General features: G+C 69.9%; 14 protein-coding genes. 7 read left to right on the plus strand and 7 right to left on the minus strand.

What is annotated here, in order from left to right; all coding sequences use genetic code 11:
* Window positions 1–13 precede the first annotated feature (13 nt).
* Window positions 14–4,141: a translocation/assembly module TamB domain-containing protein gene (locus VSR71_RS03210; RefSeq protein WP_342912472.1), complete on the minus strand. Its 4,128-nt coding sequence runs from the start codon at window positions 4,139–4,141 to the stop codon at window positions 14–16.
* A gap of 28 nt (window positions 4,142–4,169) precedes the next feature.
* Window positions 4,170–5,966 (minus strand): autotransporter assembly complex protein TamA, encoded by a 1,797-nt coding sequence (locus tag VSR71_RS03215; RefSeq protein ID WP_428979343.1) that lies wholly within the window; start codon window positions 5,964–5,966, stop codon window positions 4,170–4,172.
* A gap of 284 nt (window positions 5,967–6,250) precedes the next feature.
* On the opposite strand from VSR71_RS03215, the gene VSR71_RS03220 reads away from it, so the two are divergent.
* From VSR71_RS03220 to panC, 3 genes are all read left to right on the plus strand, one after another.
* Complete coding sequence (locus tag VSR71_RS03220) at window positions 6,251–6,442, plus strand: DUF3460 family protein (RefSeq protein WP_029046065.1); 192 nt, start codon at window positions 6,251–6,253, stop codon at window positions 6,440–6,442.
* A gap of 28 nt (window positions 6,443–6,470) precedes the next feature.
* Window positions 6,471–7,361 (plus strand): ScpA family protein, encoded by an 891-nt coding sequence (locus VSR71_RS03225; protein WP_342912474.1) that lies wholly within the window; start codon window positions 6,471–6,473, stop codon window positions 7,359–7,361.
* A 167-nt stretch (window positions 7,362–7,528) separates the two neighbouring features.
* Window positions 7,529–8,377 carry a pantoate--beta-alanine ligase gene (gene panC, locus VSR71_RS03230; RefSeq protein WP_342912475.1) on the plus strand — a complete coding sequence of 283 codons (849 nt, stop codon included), beginning with the start codon at window positions 7,529–7,531 and terminating at the stop codon, window positions 8,375–8,377.
* Between the two features lie 58 nt (window positions 8,378–8,435).
* Here the strand turns inward: panC and VSR71_RS03235 are convergent, their stop codons facing one another.
* A complete protein-coding gene (locus VSR71_RS03235) occupies window positions 8,436–9,629 on the minus strand; it encodes a PepSY-associated TM helix domain-containing protein (protein ID WP_342912476.1) in 1,194 nt (397 codons plus the stop codon).
* A 156-nt stretch (window positions 9,630–9,785) separates the two neighbouring features.
* Window positions 9,786–11,294, minus strand: coding sequence for a cobyric acid synthase (locus VSR71_RS03240; protein WP_342912477.1), 1,509 nt, complete (start codon window positions 11,292–11,294; stop codon window positions 9,786–9,788).
* Between the two features lie 59 nt (window positions 11,295–11,353).
* Here VSR71_RS03240 and cobU point away from each other — a divergent pair, with 59 nt between their 5' ends.
* Genes cobU through VSR71_RS03260 form a run of 4 tightly spaced genes read left to right on the plus strand, consistent with a single transcriptional unit; the run spans window position 11,354 to window position 14,935 of the window.
* Window positions 11,354–12,019: a bifunctional adenosylcobinamide kinase/adenosylcobinamide-phosphate guanylyltransferase gene (gene cobU, locus VSR71_RS03245; RefSeq protein WP_342912478.1), complete on the plus strand. Its 666-nt coding sequence runs from the start codon at window positions 11,354–11,356 to the stop codon at window positions 12,017–12,019.
* Window positions 12,013–12,987 (plus strand): CobD/CbiB family cobalamin biosynthesis protein, encoded by a 975-nt coding sequence (locus tag VSR71_RS03250; protein ID WP_342912479.1) that lies wholly within the window; start codon window positions 12,013–12,015, stop codon window positions 12,985–12,987. Before cobU ends, VSR71_RS03250 begins: the two co-directional genes overlap by 7 nt.
* Entirely contained in the window at window positions 12,984–14,012 is a 1,029-nt protein-coding gene (cobD, locus tag VSR71_RS03255; RefSeq protein WP_342912480.1) for a threonine-phosphate decarboxylase CobD, read from the plus strand. The genes VSR71_RS03250 and cobD overlap by 4 nt, the downstream gene beginning before the upstream one ends.
* Before the next feature lie 8 nt (window positions 14,013–14,020).
* Window positions 14,021–14,935 (plus strand): cobalamin-binding protein, encoded by a 915-nt coding sequence (locus tag VSR71_RS03260; protein WP_428979338.1) that lies wholly within the window; start codon window positions 14,021–14,023, stop codon window positions 14,933–14,935.
* 47 nt (window positions 14,936–14,982) lie between these two features.
* Here the strand turns inward: VSR71_RS03260 and VSR71_RS03265 are convergent, their stop codons facing one another.
* The 3 genes from VSR71_RS03265 to cobT are packed head-to-tail and all read right to left on the minus strand — an operon-like array spanning window position 14,983 to window position 17,416.
* Entirely contained in the window at window positions 14,983–15,561 is a 579-nt protein-coding gene (locus VSR71_RS03265) for a histidine phosphatase family protein (RefSeq protein WP_342912481.1), read from the minus strand.
* The gene (locus tag VSR71_RS03270) at window positions 15,546–16,379 is read right to left on the minus strand and encodes an adenosylcobinamide-GDP ribazoletransferase (protein WP_342912482.1); all 834 of its coding nucleotides are present in this window, start codon (window positions 16,377–16,379) and stop codon (window positions 15,546–15,548) included. Before VSR71_RS03270 ends, VSR71_RS03265 begins: the two co-directional genes overlap by 16 nt.
* Window positions 16,376–17,416: a nicotinate-nucleotide--dimethylbenzimidazole phosphoribosyltransferase gene (gene cobT / locus VSR71_RS03275; protein ID WP_342912483.1), complete on the minus strand. Its 1,041-nt coding sequence runs from the start codon at window positions 17,414–17,416 to the stop codon at window positions 16,376–16,378. Before cobT ends, VSR71_RS03270 begins: the two co-directional genes overlap by 4 nt.
* Window positions 17,417–17,429: the final 13 nt, after the last annotated feature.

The following is a 17,429-nucleotide window of genomic DNA, read 5'->3' on the forward strand; positions in this document are numbered from 1 at the left end:
CTTGTCGCGCATGTCAGCGGCGCACGGGTTCGGCAATGACTGCCGAAGCGGCCGCCGCCGCGCTTTCCGGATCGAGTGTCTGGCCGTCATCCTGGCTCCTGCTGATGCCGCTGCGGTTCGAGGCGCCCGAGAACAGGATCGCCCAGCTGTCGAAGCGGCGGTTGAACAAGACCGACAATCCGTTGATGGAGCCGCCCTTGGCAATGAACGACCAGCGCCGCGAGAACTGCCAGGTCAGCTTCACCACGTTGGAGGCCGAGGTCAGGCTCTGTTCGTAGCCCACCGAGATCTGGTCGGTGATGGCCTTGCCCATGCTGACCACCTGCTGGTCGTTCAGGCCCGCGGTGCTGGGCCCGATCGAGAACTCGTCGATGCCGAAATGCGAGACGATGCCCTTGCCCGCCTTGCCTCCGATCAGGCCGAGCGCCGCGCCGCCCAGCGCGGCACCGCCCAGCTGGCGCTGCTGGCCGGCGGCGGCGCTTTCGGCGCCGTAACCGAACATCAGCCAGGACAGCTTGTCTTCGTCGGGCACGTTGGGCTCCGACACCAGCCGCACGCGCGGCAGCCGCACCGTGCCGGTGACCTCGACGCCCGCCTCCACTTCCTGGTTGCGGCGCATGGCGCGGATGTTCATGTTCGGGTTGTCGATCGGGCCGTTGAAATTGATGATACCGCGCTCGATGTCCAGCTTGCGGCCGAAGGCCTCGTAGGTGCCATCCGTCACGCGCACCGTGCCGACGGCCTTGAGCGGCACCAGCGGTTCGCTCTTGACTCCGAGCTGGCCGGCCAGCAGCAGGTCGGCGCCCGCGCCGCGGAAACGGAACTCGTTGCCCAGGTCAACGGTCAAGTCGATCACCGGGCTGAACTTGCTCGCCGGCTTGGTCTCGGGCACCACTGGTGTCGCGGCGGTCTTGACCGCGCGCTGGTCCTTGCGGCGGATCACCACCACGTCGTCGCCCAGCACCGGCGCGCCAGCCTTGGGCAGATCGAACAGGCCGCGGTCGACGCGGAACTTGCCGCGGATCACGATCTGCTTGTTCTCGTTGGCGATGCTGGCGTCGCCCGACACCACCAGCGTGCGTTCCGGGCTGGCGAACAGCTGCAGCTTGTCGGCGACGATCTTGCCGGTCAGGTTGGGATCGGCCTCGCCCAGCTTGACGTTGCCGGTGGCGGTGATCTTGCCGTCGCCGCCGTGGAACTCGACGTGCTTCAGTTCCACCGTGTTCTGGTCCAGCGCCACGCGCACGGTGCCATCGGTCAGGCGCAGGCCCAGGTCGTACAAGGTAACGGCGAGGTTGTCGCCATCGATGGTGCCGGCCAGCAGCGGCGCGCCGACCGTGCCGCCCAGCCGCAGCGCGGCGGCCAGGCGGCCGTCGAAGGCATACTGCGGCCCGGTCAGCGCCTCGAGCGATTTCAGTCGTGGCACGTCGACCGTGACAGTGCCCGCCAGCGTCGACGCCGGCCCCACCGTCTGCAGGCCCTGCTCCTGCACCAGCCCCGCCGAGGCATCCACCGCCACCTTGCCAATGCGCCCCGACACCATGCCTCCGCGCAGCGTGATGCGGTTGCCGCCCGCTTCGGCGCGCAGGCTGGTCTCGCCCAGGCCCATTGTGGTGAAGCCGCGGCCGGCATTGACCGACAGGTCGCCGCTGCGCCGGCGCACCTCGGCAAACCCGCTCGCGGTCTCGGCCAGCGCCAGGTTCCAGCGGCCGTCGATGACCAGGTCGGAGCGCACCGGCGGCTTTTCGCCGGTAATGGTTTCCATCAGTTCGAGCACGTGGCCGACTTGCAGGCCGTTCAGCGTGCCCTGGCTGCGGATGCGGCCATGGTCCCAGTCGAAGCTGTCGATGGCGAGCGTGGCGTTGTCCAGCACCAGCCGCGTGGCGCCGAGGCGCACGCGCTGGTCGGCCACCAGCAGCTGCGTCGGCGCGGCCAGCCGCAGGTTGACCGTGCTGCGCTCTTCGAGCGTGCGGATGGTGCCGTTCCAGCCATCCTTGCCTTTCCAGGCGCCCTGCCCCGCCAGCGCCAGCTGCAGTGGCCGGCGGTTCAGGGTGCCGGCCGCCTTGACGTCGAAGACGTGGTTGGCCTGGGTGCCGTTGAGGGTGGCGTTGAGCGTGCTGAGGCTGGCCTGCGGTCCGCGGTAGTCGCGCGCGGCAAGCTGCACCGACAGCGGTCCGTCCAGCCCCCCGCGCACTTCGGCGCGGCCGCTGGCGCTGGCCACCTTGTGCGGTCCGACTTCCAGCGCCTGCGCGTTGTAGTCCGCCACTACTTCGGGCTTCTTCAGCGTGCCGGTGATGGTGGCATCGAGCCTGAGCTTGCCGGCCACGCCGAACTTGAGCCGCTCCAGCTGCGGCGCGTCGACCGCCAGCCTGAGCTGGTCGCCGCGCGCGCCGAAGCTGCCGCGCAGGTTGGCCCGGTTGCCGGCCATGTCGAGCGCGGCTTCGCTGGGCAGCAGCCGCTCGCCGGCGAGCCGCACCTTGCCGCCGCCGGTCATCGGCAGGCCGGCGTATTCGCTTTCGTGCACGGCGAAATCTAGCGCCACGCCAAGCACCGGAGCAATCTCGCCGCTGACGCTGAAGTCAGCGTTGATGCGGCCCGCGGCTACCTTGGCCAGCCGCGACGGATCGAACGACGCCAGCTTGCCCTTGAAGCTGAAAGGCTGCTTGTCCTTCAGGCCGAGCTTGCCTTCCGCGCTCAGCACGCCGGGGCCGACGGTCGCGCGCAGCGTGCCCAGCGTGACGGTGTCGGCGTCCATGCTGGCATCGGCGAACAGCTTGAGCGCGGCGCCGGACAGGTCCAGCGCCACGCTCTGCCGGCCGGGCTCCATGCGCAGCACCACCGGGCCGGACAGGCTGGCGCTGGTGAGCGAGCCATGCAGCGCCGCGGGATCGAGCCGGTGCACGTCAAGGTCGAAACCGCCGCGGCCATCGCGCAGCGTGCCGCCGCCGGTGATTTCGGCCTTGCCGGTCAGCGCCACGCGCAGGTCGCTGATGGCCTGCGCCATTTCGCTCAGTTCGACGTGGGCGCGCACCGAATGCACGGGCAGGCGCTCCTTGTCGAGCGGGCCGGCTTCGAGGTTGCGGATCTCGATGTCGCCAGCGACGGCAAGCGGCGCGGGCGGCGGCACCGCGGCAGGCGCGGATGCCGGCGGGACGGATGCGGCGGGTGCGGATGCGGGCGGCGCCGGAGTCGCCGCCGCGCCAGCCACCGGACGCAGCTCGGCACGCACCGTCAGGTTGGCCTGCGGCGCGGTGGGGCTGAACAGCCGCGGGTTGATGCGCTCGCCATCGACCAGCAATTGTGTGAACGGCACCTTGCCGAACGGCGTCAGGTCGGCGCCGGCGCGCGCATGGATGCGGTCGCCTTTGGCCTGCAATTCGGCGCGCAAGGCTTCGAGCGTGCCCCTGGCGGTGGCGTTGACGGCAAAGGATTCCTTTTGCCAGCTCGCTTCCAGCAGCGCCTCGGCGCTGAGCGGGAATGGCGCGCGTGCGCCGATCTGGGCGTTGGTCGCAAGCTTGCCGTACGGCGTTTCCAGCTTGTCCACGCTGACGCGGTGGTGCTGGCCGTCGCTATGCAGCGCGCCGGACAGGTTGGCGAACACCATCGGCTCGGCGGCCGGCGCTGTGCCCTGCAGCAGCGCCAGCCGGTCCAGCGTCAGCGCGTCGACGTCGATCGCCAGCGGCAGTTCCAGCGACTTCGGCATCTGCGCCGGCTCGGTGCTCGGCTCCGACGGACCCAGCCGAACCTCGGCCTTGCCGATGCGCAGGTATTCGAAGTGCAGGCGGCGCGGCTGCCACGTCATGGCCCAGCTGCCATCGACGCGGTCCACCGTCACGCGGGTCTGGCCGCTGGCGAAGACCACGTCGCGCAAGCGCAAGCCATGCGCGACCGTGCCGCCTTCGAGCCGGCCGCTGAGCATGCCGGCCGACAGCCGCGTGGCCAGCGTCCACAGGTGGCGCGTGCCGGCCTCGGTGGTCAGTGCCGCCACGCCGGCGCCGATCAGCGCGATCACCAGCACCAGCAGCACGCCCAGCAACCAGGCGAGCGCGCGCCATACGCGCCGGCGCTTGCGCGGCGCGGGCGGATTCGGCTCCTCGGGCGTGCCCTCGCCGGGCACGTCGGGCAGGTCGTGGGCGCTCATGCCGGCATCCCGGGCGCGAGGGCGGCCATCAGAACGCGACCCCCAGCGAGATATGCGGCCGGAACTGCTGTTCCTGGATGCCGTAGCCGACGTCCAGCTGCAGCGGGCCGACCGGCGTGCGCCAGCGCACGCCGACGCCCACGCCGTTGTAGATCGTCACGCCGCGCAGGTTGTCGGCGGCCGTGCCCAGGTCCCAGAACACCGCCACGCCCCAATCCGGCTTGAACCAGTACTGGTACTCCAGGCTGCCGGTGCCGAGGTACTTGGCGGGCAGGATGCTGGAACCGCTGGGCGTGCCGATCGACTGGTAGGTGTAGCCGCGGATCGAATCGGTGCCGCCGGCACGGAAGCGCAGCGTCGCCGGGATCTGGCTCGAGCTGTCGCCGGTCAGGTCGGCGCCGAGTTCCAGCCGCGCCACCACCAGGTCGCGCTTGCCCACCGGGATGTACTGGCGGATACGGCCATACAGTCGCAGGAAGGTGGCATCGCTGAGGAAACCCCGCGCGGCCACGCCGATCTGGGTGCTGATCACATTGCCGCGGCGTGGGAACACCGGGTTGTCGACGTCGCGCCGGGTCCAGGCGAAGGCCGGCACCAGTGCCTTGCTGATCTGGGCGGCCTGGCCCTCGGGCAGCAGCTTGTCGTAGTAGAAGTCGAGCGACGTGGTGACGTCGTACTTCTCGCGCGAGCGCGAGCGCTTCAGGCCCGCGCGCAGGCTGGTGGTATCGGTGTTCTCGATGTCGATGGTGCGCTCGTAGCTGCTGTACACGCTGTTGCGGTAGGCCCCGCGGGACGGCGGCATCGCGGCCTCGGCGAACACGTAGGTACGCTTCTGTTCGATCCGCGCCTGCGAGTCGAAGGTCCAGGCGCGGTTGAACAGGTTGTAGTAGGAATAGCGCCCTTCCACCTGCGCGCCGGTATCGGTGGTAAAGCCGACGCCGCTGTTGAGCCGGTGCACCGGGTATTCGCGCACGCGCACCGACACCGGCGCGGTGACCACGCCATCGGGCGCCTTGTCGGCGTCCGGCGGCGGCTCCAGGTCGACCTGCACGTTGGAGAAATATGGCTGGTTCTGGATCGCGCGCTGCAGCTCGAGCAGCCGCTCCACGCGGTACGGCTCGCCCTCGCTGAGCGGATTGACGTTGTAGATGATCTGTTCCGGGTAGCGGCGCGTGCCCTTCACCGTGAGCGGCCCCAGCAGGTAGGCCGGACCGCTGGCGTAGTGCGCGGACAGGTCGGCGCGCAGGTCGTCGGGCTCAACCCGCGCCTGCGACGCGGCCAGGCGCGCCCCGTAGTAGTTGTGGCTCTGCAGCGTCACCAGCGCGTCTTCCTTGGCCTTGTCCCAGTCCGCCTGGCGGAACGGGTCGCCCACCGGCAGGCCCCACTTGGCCCGCATCTCGGCCACCTGCTCGGGCGAGCGCGTCGCCGCCGGCCCGGTCACCTGGACATCGACATTGCGGATCAGCGTGCGCGCGCCCGGGTCCACCGAGAGGTGGACCACGCGCTTGTCGCCCTCGCCCTCCACGCGGGTGGTGGTGGTCGGGTCGAAATAGCCTTCGGTCGAGGTGAACTGGCGCACCTGCTCGCCCACGGTCTCGACCATGTAGTCAAACTGGTCCTGCGACAGATCAGTGCGGTCCTTGTAGCGCGACAGGTCCAGGTGCTCTTCGAGCATCTCCTTGATCGGCTTGGGGGCTTCGACCTCGACCTTGTAGCCGCCATGAGCCGCGGCCGGCAGCAGCAGCATCGCGGCGAGCGCATACGCCGCCGCGCGCGCCCGCATAAGAAGCGGGGCGATCGGGGCTGGATGCGCCGCATCCGGCATGTCGGGGCGGCCCGGGCGGGCTGTTGTCCTGGCCAGGTCGGTCCTCATCCGTGGTTGTCGGCAGGCGCCGCGGGGGCAGAGTCAGCAGTAATAGCGGTGTCTTTCGGCATCGCCGTTTGTCCACATACGAAGTCGGTATTTGACCACACACCGCACTGCGGCCGGAATCTTCCTACCCGGGAAATCCCGCCGGGGGCCAAATGCGACCCCGCGCCGGGCCGATACTGTAAAATCCTGCCCCACTGTATCCATTACGCGCCCCGAGCGGCGCATACGGTTTCACCATGGCCATGTACGAGTCCGAGATCACCCAGTTCCTGAAGCAGCTCAAGCAAGAGCGCCCGACACTCGAAGCCGAGCAGCGCGACGGCCGCGCCCTGCTGTGGGACAAGGCGCCGATCGACCTGGAAGAGCGCGCCCGCGCCCAGGCTTCGCGCGTGGCCCAGAAGCCGTACGTCTACTCGCAGGACAACTGATCTCCGCCAGCGCGCCCTGTCACCGGCGATGAGCACTGCCGATCAGGACAAGCTGCCGCCGCCCGTCGCGGTCGCCGGCGCTGCCGACAACCTTGCGGGCCCCGCGGGTCCCGCCGACATGGTCGACGGGATGGCCTTCGCGCGCCTGTACGGCGAGCCGCTGTTCAAGCTGCCGCAGGACCTGTACATCCCGCCCGATGCGCTCGAAATCTTCCTGGAAGCGTTCGAAGGCCCGCTGGACCTGCTGCTGTACCTGATCCGCAAGCAGAACTTCAACGTTCTCGACATTCCGATGTCGCAGGTCACGCGGCAATACCTGTCGTACATCGAGCAGATCCGCAAGACCAACCTGGAGCTGGCGGCGGAGTACCTGCTGATGGCGGCCATGCTGATCGAGATCAAGTCGCGCATGCTGCTGCCGGTCAAGAAGGCCGACAGCGACGAAGACGCCGAAGACCCGCGCGCCGAACTGGTGCGCCGCCTGCTGGAGTACGAGCAGATGAAGCTGGCTGCGCAGCGGCTGGACACGGTGCCGCAACTTGGCCGCGACTTCCTGCGCTCGCAGGTCTATATCGAGCAGAGCCTGGCGCCGCGCTTCCCGGAAGTCGAGACCATCGACCTGCAGGCCGCCTGGGCCGACGTGCTCAAGCGCGCCAAGCTGAACCAGCACCACAAGATCTCGCGCGAGGAGCTGTCGGTGCGCGAGCACATGAGCCAGATCCTGCGCCGGCTGCAGCATGCGCGCTTCATGGAGTTCTCGGAACTGTTCGAGGACGCGGTCCGCTCGGGCAAGGGCGTGCCGGTGGTGGTGGTCAACTTTATCGCCATGCTGGAGCTGTCACGCGAGTCGCTGGTCGAGATCACCCAGGCCGAGCCGTTCGCGCCAATTTATGTGCGATTGGCGTACAGCCCTTCCTGACCCACCCGTAGGGCAGGGTCCGCCCCCGCCCCACTTGATCTACAATCCGCCGACAGCCGAAACGATACGCCCGGAAGGCAGAACGCCCCGAGGCCCGGCAAGTCACGGCGCCGCCCCCCGGAGACCGGCGCCACGGGTCACACCCTCACGACAGCACACCTAGCCAGATGAAAGTCATTTCCTCCATCCAAGAGCTGCGGGACCAGCTGCGCGGCCAGAACCGCGCTGCCTTCGTCCCCACCATGGGCAACCTGCACGAAGGCCATTTGTCGCTGATGCGCCTGGCGCGCCAGCACGGCGACCCGGTCGTGGCGTCGATCTTCGTGAACCGCTTGCAGTTCGGCCCCAACGAGGATTTCGACAAGTACCCGCGCACGCTGCAGGACGATATCGAGAAGCTGCAGAGGGAAGGCGTCTATGTGCTGTTCGCGCCCTCCGAGCGCGATATGTACCCGGTGCCGCAGGAATACCGCGTCGAGCCGCCGCATGACCTCGGCGACATCCTGGAAGGAGAATTCCGCCCCGGCTTCTTCAAGGGCGTGTGCACGGTGGTGATGAAGCTGTTCTCGTGCGCGCAGCCGCGCGTGGCCGTGTTCGGCAAGAAGGATTATCAGCAGCTGATGATCGTGCGGCGCATGGTGCAGCAGTTTGCGCTGCCGATCGACATCATTCCGGCCGAGACCATTCGCGACGAAGACGGCCTGGCGCTGTCGTCGCGCAACCGCTACCTGACCCCGGACGAACGCGCCGAGGCACCGGTGCTGTACCGCACGCTGCATGAGGTGCGCGACACCGTGCTGGGCAGCGACCGCGCTGGCGCCGACCTGCTGGCGGTGGAGGCCAATGCCGTGGCGGCGCTGGCCAAGCGCGGCTGGAAGCCGGATTACGTGTCGATCCGCAAGCGCAGCAACCTGCAGGCACCGACGCACGAGGAATTTGTCGCCGGCGAGCCGCTGGTGGTGCTGACCGCGGCCAAGCTGGGCGCGACCCGCCTAATCGACAACCTGGAAATCTGAGCCCGGGCGCGGGTTCGCGGGTTCGTAAAAAAAAAAGCAGGCCGCCGGCCTGCTTTTTTCATGCCCGGCGCATGGCCGCGCGCTGCGCCGCTTTCACGGCGTGGCGGCGGTGCCCGCGCCGCCGCTTCCACCAGATCAGCACGCCGGTCAGCGCAAAGGCCAGCGGCGCCAGCCCGAACAGCGTGATGAAGATCCGCCCCGGCAAGCCGAACGCCTCGCCGGTATGCAGCGGGAACAGCCAGTTCAGCAGCGTGTCGCCGGCGGGCGCATCGTGCGGGTCCTTCGCGCCCAGGCGCGTGCCGGTCCAGGCGTCAAGCCAGAGCCGGGTCGCGCCGCTGTCCTTGCGCACCTCGTCCGGCTGGCGCAGCCGGACTTCGAAGGCGTCGCCCGGCTTGCGCGGGAAGCTGATGCGGGTGACCCGCGCGTCGGGATATTGGGACTGCGCCGCCGCCATGATCTGGCCTGCGTCGAGCGGGCGGGCGTCGGGCGCGGGCGGGGCCGAGACATGCTTGGCCGGCGGTGTCACCGTCATCACCCCCGCCACGATCGGCGTCACCCATTTCGGCAGGTTCAGGTACCAGCCCGAAAAGGCGAGGATGGCCAGCACCGGCGCCGCCAGGATGCCGCCGGCCCGGTGCAGCGAATAGTTGAAGCGCGACCACGAGCCGCCATGGCTCACCCGGAACGCCTGCGCCCATGCACGCAGTCTTGTCTTGGGCCACCACACCACCACGCCCACCAGCGTGGTCAGCAGCAGCAGCATGCCCGCCACGCCGATGATGGTCTTGCCGGTCTCGCCGCTGAGCAGGTAGCGGTGCAGGTGGAACAGCGTCGGCAACAGCAGCCGGCGCGAGACGCCGGGCTCGCCCCATACGCGCTCGCCCTTCACTGCCAGCGTCACCGGATCGATCATCACCTGCCGCGAGCGGCCCTGCACCACGCCCTCCGGCCCCTTGACGGGATACCAGGCGGTGAAGACGCCGTCGTCGTGGGTCGGCAGCATCAGCAGGTTGGGCCTGCCGTACGGCGGCGCGGCCAGGCGCTCGGTTACCGCCTTGACGGTGGCCGGCGTAACGGGCCCGGTAGCCGGCGCCGAGGCGACCAGCAGGTCCGGGTTGAGCCAGGCATCGAGCTCATCGCGCCACGCAATGGCCATGCCCGTCAGGCCCAGCAGGACAAAAAGCAGGCCGAGAGTCAGCCCGATATAGAGATGCAGCTTGACGAGGACGACGCGCAGGCGGCCGGTGACCATGGCTTGTGTTGTGTATGTGGAGCGCTGCAGCGTGCGGCGATATGACCCGAAAGCCATACCGCGACGGAATGCAAATGGGAAAGATTCGCAATTCTAGCAGGGAGATGTTGCGTTGAGTCGGCACGATCCGCGCCATGGCGGATCGGCAACGTGCGCTCAGCGTTGCAGCGGCGCGAACATGGCCCCAAGGTCGAGGTGCGCCGCCAGGGTGTCGGCAAGCCGCTCGATCGATGCTTCGCGCAGGGCGTCGAGGTCCACTGCCTGCGCGCCATCCAGTCCTGCCCAGCGCAGCAGCGCCTGGCAGCCGGCCGGGTCGTCGAACAGGCCATGGACGTAGGTCGCCATGACTTGGCCATCGGCCGAGCAGGCGCCGTCGGGGCGCATGGTGCCGTCGCCGCGGTCGAGCCACACCGCGGGCCGGTCCAGCCCCGCGCCGGAGGTGACGCCGAGGTGGATCTCGTAGCCCCGCACTGGCGCGTCCGCATCCGCCAGCCGCCCGCTGACCTGGCGCAGCTGTTTCTCGGCGGCGAGCGTGGTCTCGTAGTCGAGCCATCCCAGGCCCGCGCTGCTGCCGGCAGGGCCTTCGCGGCCGTCGGGGTCATGCACCTGCCGGCCCAGCATCTGCATGCCGCCGCAGATGCCGACCAGCTTGCCGCCGTAGCGCAGGTGCCGCTGCAACGCCGCCTCCCAGCCGTTGGCGCGCAGGAAAGCCAGGTCGGCGCGCACGCTCTTGCTGCCGGGCAGCACCACCAGGTCGGCGGGCGGGACCGGCATGCCGGGACCGATGAACTGCAGGTCTACCTGCGGATGGGCGCGCAGCGCGTCGAAGTCGGTATGGTTGGCGATGCGCGGCAGGACCGGCACGATCACGCGCAGCCGCTGCGCGCCAGACCTGGGGGCCTGCGTGCCGATGATGGCGTCCTCCGCATCCAGGTGCAGGCCATGCAGGTACGGCAGCACGCCGAACACCGGCTTGCCGGTACGCGCGATGAGCCAGTCCAGCCCCGGCTCGAGCAGGCCGATGTCGCCGCGGAAGCGGTTGATGATGAAGCCGGTCACGCGCGCGCGTTCGCTGTCCGACAGGCAATCGAGCGTGCCGACCAGGTGCGCGAACACGCCGCCGCGGTCGATATCGGCGACCAGCACCACCGGGCAATCGACCCGCTCGGCAAAGCCCATGTTGGCGATATCGCGCTCGCGCAGGTTGATCTCGGCGGGGCTGCCGGCGCCTTCCACCAGCACCACGTCATAGGCCTGTTCCAGCCGCGCGTGCGAGGCCAGCACCGCCTTCATCGCCTCGGGCTTGTAGGCGTGGTAGGCGCGGGCATCGAGGTCGAGCCGCGCGCGGCCGTGGATGATCACCTGCGCGCCGGTGTCGCTGCTGGGCTTGAGCAGCACCGGGTTCATGTCGGTATGCGGCGCCAGCCGCGCGGCTTGCGCCTGCAGCGCCTGGGCCCGGCCGATCTCGCCGCCGTCCGCGGTCACCGCGCTGTTCAGCGCCATGTTCTGCGGCTTGAACGGCGCCACACGCGTGCCGGCGCGCGCCAGCACGCGGCACAGCCCGGCGACCACGGTGCTCTTGCCGGCATCAGAGGTGGTGCCCTGGACCATCAGCGTGCCGCGCAGGGCACCCGGCGGCAAGGAAAGCGGGGAATCGGTATGCATCGGCGGATTATCGCATCGGCCTTCATGCGAGGGTCAGATGCGGCGGCTACAATACGCGGATGGAAACCCCGGCAATCGCCCCTGAACCCGCAGCCGCCAGCGCGGCGAAGCCGCTTGCGGCCGGCGCATCCGGCGCGCGGCAGCTGACGCTGGTGCTGGGCGGCGCGCGCTCCGGCAAGAGCCACTACGCCGAACAGCTGGCTAGCGACCACGCCGGCATCACCGGCGGGCCGGTTACGTATATCGCGACCGCGCGCCAGGATCCGGCACTGGCCGACGAGGAACTCGAAGTCCGCATCGCGCTGCACCGCGCCCGCCGCCCCGTCGACTGGCGTCTGGTGGAAGAGCCGGTGCGGCTGGCCGATGCGCTCTATGCCAACGCGCACCACGACGGCTGCATCCTTGTGGACTGCATGACGCTGTGGATGAACAACCTGCTCTTCCCCGACGGCCGCAGCTATCCCGATCATGGCGTGATCACGCCGCCCGATGCCTTCACCGAAGAGATCGAGGCGCTGCTGACCGCGCTGCCCACGCTGCCCGGCCACGTGATCCTGGTCTCCAACGAGATCGGCTTCGGCGTGGTGCCGATGGGCGCGATCACCCGCTTCTACGTCGATGAACTGGGACGCCTGAACCAGAAGCTGGCCGCCGCCGCGGACCGCGTGCGGCTGCTGGTGGCGGGCATCCCGGTCCCGGTCAAGGGCGCCGATCCCGCATGCTGATGCAGGCCTGGCCGGCTTGCGTGGCCGCGGCACTGGCCGGCGTTCTGCTTGACCAGTGGCTGGGCGAGCCGCGCCGCTTTCATCCGCTGGTAGGCTTTGGCCGCCTCGCTTCGGCCCTCGAACGACGCTGCAACGATTCCGAGCGCCGCGGCGCGCCCTGGCGGCAGCGTGTGGGCGGCCTTGCCTGCTGGTGCGTACTGGTGCTGGTGCCGGCGGCGCTCGCATGGTGGCTGGTCGATGCGGCAGCACGCTGGCACCCGCTCGCGGCGCTGGGGCTGCATGCCATCGCGCTGTACGCCGCGCTTGGCGCGCGCAGCCTGCACCAGCATATCGCCCCGATTGCCGACGCGCTTGCCGCCGCGGACCTGCCTGCCGCGCGCACGCTGACCGCGCGCATCGTCTCGCGCGATACCGCCGATGCCGATGCCGAAGCGCTGGCGCGCGCTGCCTGCGAATCCGCGCTGGAGAACGGCAACGATGCTGTCTTCGGCGCACTGCTCTGGTTCCTGCTCGGCGGCGCGCCCGCGGTGATCATGTTCCGTCTGGCCAATACCCTGGATGCGATGTGGGGCTACCGCACGCCGCGGCTGCAGTATTTCGGCTGGGCGGCGGCGCGCATCGACGATGCGCTCAACCTGCTTCCCGCGCGCCTGACCGCGCTGTCGTACGCGCTGCTGGGCGCCACCACACAGGCGCTGCACTGCTGGCGCACGCAGGCGCCGGCGTGGTCCAGCCCCAATGCCGGTCCGGTGATGGCGGCGGGCGCCGGCGCGGTCGGCGTGCGGCTTGGCGGTCCGGCGCGCTATCACGGCGAGCTGGAACAACGCCCGCCGCTGGGTGCCGGCAGCGCGCCGCAGGCCGATCACGTGATGGCGTGCCTGCGGCTGGTCCATCGCACCTTGTGGCTGTGGCTGGCCCTTGCGGGCGCCAGCGCGCTGGCCGTTCTTACCGTATCCGCACCGACGTGAGCCCTGCCCTTTCCCCGATTCGCCATGGCGGCAACCTGCTGGCCGCGGTGCGCCGCTACGGCCGCGCCGAAGCCGACTGGCTCGACCTGTCCACAGGCATCCATCCCGACGGCTACCCCGTGCCGGCGCTGCCCGCTTCCGCGTGGCAGCGACTGCCGCAGGACGGGGATGGGCTTGCCGAGCTGGCCGCGCAGGCCTTCGGCGCGCCGCAGGCGTTGCCGGTGGCCGGTTCGCAGGCCGCGATTCGTACGCTGCCAGGCCTGCTGCGGCCGGGGCGCGTCGGGATTGCCGCGCTCGGCTACAGCGAGTATGCACCGGCCTTCGCCGCGGCCGGTCACACGGTGGTGCCGCTGGACGAGGCGGACTTCGCCCGCGCGGACCTGGCCGATGCGCTCGACCATCTGGTCGTCGTCAATCCCAATAACCCGACCGCCCGGCTGCTGCCGCCGGCAACGCTGCTGCGCTGGCATGCCGCGCTGGCCGGACGCGCCGGCACGCTGCTGGTCGATGAAGCATTCATCGATTGCCTGCCCGCGGCATCGGTCGCCGCCCACAGCGGCGCCGAAGGACTGGTAGTGCTGCGCTCGATCGGCAAGTTCTATGGTCTTGCCGGTATCCGCTGCGGCTTCGTGCTGGCGCACCAGCCATTGCTCGATGCGCTGCATGAGCGGCTGGGCCACTGGACCGTCTCGGGGCCGGCGCGCGCCGTCGCCCGGCATGCGCTGGCGGACCGCCAGTGGCAGGAAGCCAACCGTGCGCAGCTGGGCCTGTCCGGCGCGCGGCTCGGCACGCTGCTGGCGCGCCACGGGCTGACCGTCGTGGTGCATCCGTTGTTTTGCTGGGTGCCGCATGCCCAGGCGCTGGCGCTGCATGAAGCGCTGGCGCGCCATGGCGTCTGGACCCGATACTTCGAAGCCGCCGGCGGTTGCCTGCCAAGCCTGCGCCTGGGCCTGCCGCCTGACCGGCCGGCATGCTGGCAACGGCTCGATGCCGCGCTGGCTGCCGTGGCCGCTGTGATCGCCTGACCCTCACCATGCACGCCTTGAAGTCCGCCATAGCCCCGGCGCTGGCCGCCACCGCCCTGTTTGCCGCACCCGCGGCGCATGCCGCCGTGTCGGTGGTCGACGATTCCGGCCAGACCATCACGCTGGCGCAGCCGGCGCGCCGCGTGGTCTCGCTGGCGCCGCACGTGACCGAGATGATCTTTGCCGCCGGCGGCGGCGACCGCATCGTCGGCACGGTCCACTACAGCGACTACCCGCCGCAGGCGCGCGACATCCCGCGCGTGGGCGACAACAAGGCGCTGGACCTGGAGCGCATCGCCGCGCTCAAGCCGGACCTGATCGTGGTCTGGCACCATGGCAACGCGCAGAAGCAGACCGACCGCCTGCGCGCCCTCGGCCTGCCCCTGTTCTACAGCGAGCCGCGCAAGCTGGCATCGATCCCGGAAAACGTGGAAAAGCTGGGCACGCTGCTGGGCACGGAAGCAACCGCGCGGCGCGCCGCCGACAGCTTTCGGCAGCAGGTGGAGACGTTGCGCAAGACCTACGCGGCGCGGCCGCCGGTGACCGTGTTCTACCAGGTCTGGCAGCAACCGCTGATGACGCTCAACGGCCAGCACCTGGTCAGCGACATGCTGGCGCTGTGCGGCGGGCGCAACCTGTTCGGGGCCGAGACGCCGCTGGTGCCGACCGTGTCGGTCGAGGCGGTGGTGGCGGGCAATCCGGAAGCCATGCTGACCGCGGGCATGGGCGCCACGCGCTCGGACCAGCCGCTGCCCGACTACGCGATGTGGCAGCGCTGGAAACAAGTCACCGCGGTGGCGCGCAACAACCTGTTCGTGATCGACGGCGACCTGGTCAACCGCGCCGGTCCGCGCGTGGTGCAAGGCATCGAGCAGATCTGCAAGGACCTCGACGTGGCGCGCAGCCGGCGCCCGGCGCGCTGATCGGCCGGCGCGGTTTCACCCGCGGTTCCACCGTTTCGCCCGCGGTTCTACCCGCGGTTCCACCATTCGAGCCGCGCCCCATCCGGCCCCAGCCGGAAGCGGCAACTCGCGCCGAAGCCCAGCGCCCAGTTGACCGTCACCGACAGCGGCACGCCGAGCCAGTGCGCTGCCAGCATGCGCATCGGCCCGGCATGGCCGACCACCCATACGCAGCGATCGTCCCGCACGTCGAGCGCGTCAGCCCAGCCGGCCACGCGCGCCATCGCCTGCGCCGGCGACTCGCCGCCATGCGGGCGCGCATGCAGCAGGTCCGCGGCCCACTGGTCCAGCGCGGCGCGGTCGATCGCGTCCCACGGTATGCCTTCCCAGCTGCCGAAGTCCAGCTCGCGCAACAGCGGTTCGGTGGCGATGGCCGGCACGCCGGCCGGCAAGGTTTGCACCAGCGCCTGCGCGGTCCCGAGCGCACGCGCCAGCGGACTGCTGACGATGCACGCCGGTGCCGGCAGGCCCGACGCGATCTGCGCGGCAACCGGCATCAATGGCGACACCAGCGGCAGATCGAGACAGCCGTAGCAGGTGCCCGCAGCCACCTCCGGCTGCGCATGCCGGATCAGGACCAGGTCCATGCCGATGCCACCAGGTAGATCAGGATCTCCGCGCACTGCTGGGCCATGCCGAGGCAGTCGCCGGTATAGCCGCCAATGCGGCGCACGAAGTAGCGGCCGAGCAGCACGCGCAACACCAGCAGCGCCACGACTGCCGCCGCAAGGAATGACGACGATACCAGCCACAGCGGCACCAACCCGCACAGCAGCGCGAACGCCAGCCCCGCGCCGGCGAGCCGCTGCGCCACCGGCTTGGCCTTGCCTTCCGCACGCACGTACTGCAGCGTGGCGAGATAGCTGACCGCCATTGCGCGGCTGGCGGCATGCGCGGCCACCAGCACCGCCAGCAATATCGCCGGCCCGCCCTGTGTGCCGATCGCCACCAGCAGTTGCCACTTGAGCAGCAGCGCCATCACCAGCGCGATGGCACCGAACGCGCCAACGCGCGAGTCGTGCATGATGCGCAGCACGTCTTCGCGCTGCCATGCGCCGCCGAAGGCATCGACGCAGTCGGCCAGGCCGTCTTCATGGAAGGCGCCGGTCAGCAGCAGCGTGGCCGCCATCCCCAGCAGCACCGCCACGCCGATCGGCCACCACTGCAGCGCGCCCCACGTGACCAGCGCACCGGCGCCACCGACCAGCAAGCCTACCAGCGGGAAATAACGCGCTGCGACATGCAGGTAATGCGGCTCGAATCCGACCCATCGCGCCAGCCAGCCAGGCAGCGGCAATCGCGTGAAATAGCCCAGCGCGGTAAAAAAGTAGCGCAATTCGTTGCCCATGCCGCCCGTATTGCCGGAGCCGGCGGGCGTGGGCGCGGGATCGGATGGCACGCTCATGCCGCGGCCGTGCTGACGCCGGCGCCGCTGAAGGTCGCCATCTCGTTGAGGAACGCCACCGCGGACACGAGCAGCGGCCACGCCAGCGCGGCGCCGGTGCCCTCGCCCAGGCGCAGGTCCAGCGCCAGCAGCGGCTCGGCGCCAAAGTGGTCCAGCAGCGCGCGGTGGCCGCGCTCGTGCGAGCAGTGCGTGAACACGCAGTACTGCAGCACGTTGGCATCGATGCGCTGCGCCACCAGCAGCGCGGCCGAGGCGATAAAGCCGTCGACCAGGATCACCATGCGGCTGGCCGCGGCGGCGAGAAACGCACCGGCCATCATCGCGATCTCGAAGCCGCCGAAAGTCGCCAGCACATCGAGCGGCGCCTGCGCGTCGGCGTGCAGCGCGAGCGCGCCTTCCAGCACCTCGCGCTTGCGAGCAAGGCCGGCATCGTCCAGCCCGGTACCGCGGCCGATGCAGTCCGACAGCGGCAGCCCGGTCAGCCGTTGCATCAGGCAGGCGGCGGCCGAGGTATTGGCAATGCCCATCTCGCCGAAGCCGATCACATTGCAGCCTTGCTGGGCATGCCGCAGCACGCGCGCCATGCCGGCGGTCATCGCCGCCGTGGCCTGTTCCGGCGTCATCGCCGGCTCCTGCGCGAAGTTGCGGGTGCCGTCGCCGATGCGGCAGTTGACCAGCCCGGATGCGGCCGGCAGCGGCACGCGCACGCCGGCGTCGACGATTTCCAGCGCAATGCCGTGCTGGCGCGAGAACACATTGATCGCCGCGCCACCGGCCAGGAAATTCCTGACCATCTGCGCGGTGACCTCGGCCGGATAGGCGCTGACGCCGGCGTCGGCCACGCCGTGATCGGCGGCGAAGACGATCACCGTGGGCCGCTGCAGCACCGGGCGCTGCGTACCGAGGATCAGGCCGAGCTGCAGCGCCAGCGATTCGAGCCGGCCGAGCGCGCCGAGCGGCTTGGTCTTGTCGTCGATGGCGGCCTGCAGCACGGGGCGCAGGTTATTGTCGAGGGGTGTGATTTCTGGAAACTGCATGATGCTGTGGCTC

This window comes from Cupriavidus oxalaticus (assembly GCF_038900635.1).
GTDB lineage: Bacteria > Pseudomonadota > Gammaproteobacteria > Burkholderiales > Burkholderiaceae > Cupriavidus > Cupriavidus oxalaticus_B.

Bases quoted from the DNA above. Each gene is read 5' to 3' on its own strand.
- VSR71_RS03235 (WP_342912476.1), bottom strand. From the start codon at position 9,629: ATGGTCACCGGCCGCCTGCGCGTCGTCCTCGTCAAGCTGCATCTCTAT.
- VSR71_RS03215 (WP_428979343.1), bottom strand. From the start codon at position 5,966: ATGCCGGATGCGGCGCATCCAGCCCCGATCGCCCCGCTTCTTATGCGG.
- VSR71_RS03270 (WP_342912482.1), bottom strand. From the start codon at position 16,379: ATGAGCGTGCCATCCGATCCCGCGCCCACGCCCGCCGGCTCCGGCAAT.
- VSR71_RS03220 (WP_029046065.1), top strand. From the start codon at position 6,251: ATGGCCATGTACGAGTCCGAGATCACCCAGTTCCTGAAGCAGCTCAAG.
- VSR71_RS03210 (WP_342912472.1), bottom strand. From the start codon at position 4,141: ATGAGCGCCCACGACCTGCCCGACGTGCCCGGCGAGGGCACGCCCGAG.
- VSR71_RS03225 (WP_342912474.1), top strand. From the start codon at position 6,471: ATGAGCACTGCCGATCAGGACAAGCTGCCGCCGCCCGTCGCGGTCGCC.
- cobT (WP_342912483.1), bottom strand. From the start codon at position 17,416: ATGCAGTTTCCAGAAATCACACCCCTCGACAATAACCTGCGCCCCGTG.
- panC (WP_342912475.1), top strand. From the start codon at position 7,529: ATGAAAGTCATTTCCTCCATCCAAGAGCTGCGGGACCAGCTGCGCGGC.
- VSR71_RS03250 (WP_342912479.1), top strand. From the start codon at position 12,013: ATGCTGATGCAGGCCTGGCCGGCTTGCGTGGCCGCGGCACTGGCCGGC.
- VSR71_RS03240 (WP_342912477.1), bottom strand. From the start codon at position 11,294: ATGCATACCGATTCCCCGCTTTCCTTGCCGCCGGGTGCCCTGCGCGGC.
- cobU (WP_342912478.1), top strand. From the start codon at position 11,354: ATGGAAACCCCGGCAATCGCCCCTGAACCCGCAGCCGCCAGCGCGGCG.
- VSR71_RS03260 (WP_428979338.1), top strand. From the start codon at position 14,021: ATGCACGCCTTGAAGTCCGCCATAGCCCCGGCGCTGGCCGCCACCGCC.
- VSR71_RS03265 (WP_342912481.1), bottom strand. From the start codon at position 15,561: ATGGACCTGGTCCTGATCCGGCATGCGCAGCCGGAGGTGGCTGCGGGC.